A 513-nucleotide genomic window follows, 5' to 3' on the forward strand; every position below is an offset into this window, starting at 1 on the left:
GACGCAAACACATGGGCTGCGTCGCTTCGCTCCTAAATTTTAGCCCATGTGTTTCCGCCCCTAAGCAGGGTGTTATATGCACAAGGAGTATCCAGCATTGTTTAATAAATTAATTCCGTTTTCGCTGATAGTAATATTATCTGCGTGTGGTGCAACTCAAGCACCACCATACCAAAAAGATAGAAACCCAGAGGATAGAGATCAATATAGTGGTGTTGAGGGATTAACTCAACAGCAGAAAGATCAAGCTTACCTTATGAACAAAGAGTTATCTGATAAGTGTACAAAAGCTAAAATAGATTTGGCTATTGCTGAAACAGATAATAATGTTGGTGAAATTAAAAACCAAAAATCAATAATTAACAGTACGTGCATATAACAAGGCGCTCAAGCAAGGACGCAGCAAAGCTGCGCCGCTTAGCTTTGCGTTATGCGCTCACAAAAATTACGCTAGCAATCCGTAACCCCTGAGGTTACAATAGAGTCATGATTAAGAGTTTTATACATAAAGGC

General features: G+C 39.8%; 1 protein-coding gene. It reads left to right on the plus strand.

Annotated features, from left to right (window positions below; translation table 11 throughout):
- The first annotated feature begins 97 nt into the window (after nt 1–97).
- The gene (locus V5298_RS20815; protein ID WP_332933312.1) at nt 98–379 is read left to right on the plus strand and encodes a hypothetical protein; all 282 of its coding nucleotides are present in this window, start codon (nt 98–100) and stop codon (nt 377–379) included.
- Nucleotides 380–513: the final 134 nt, after the last annotated feature.

The sequence above is a fragment of the Alteromonas sp. 14N.309.X.WAT.G.H12 genome (assembly GCF_036697315.1).
GTDB lineage: Bacteria > Pseudomonadota > Gammaproteobacteria > Enterobacterales > Alteromonadaceae > Alteromonas.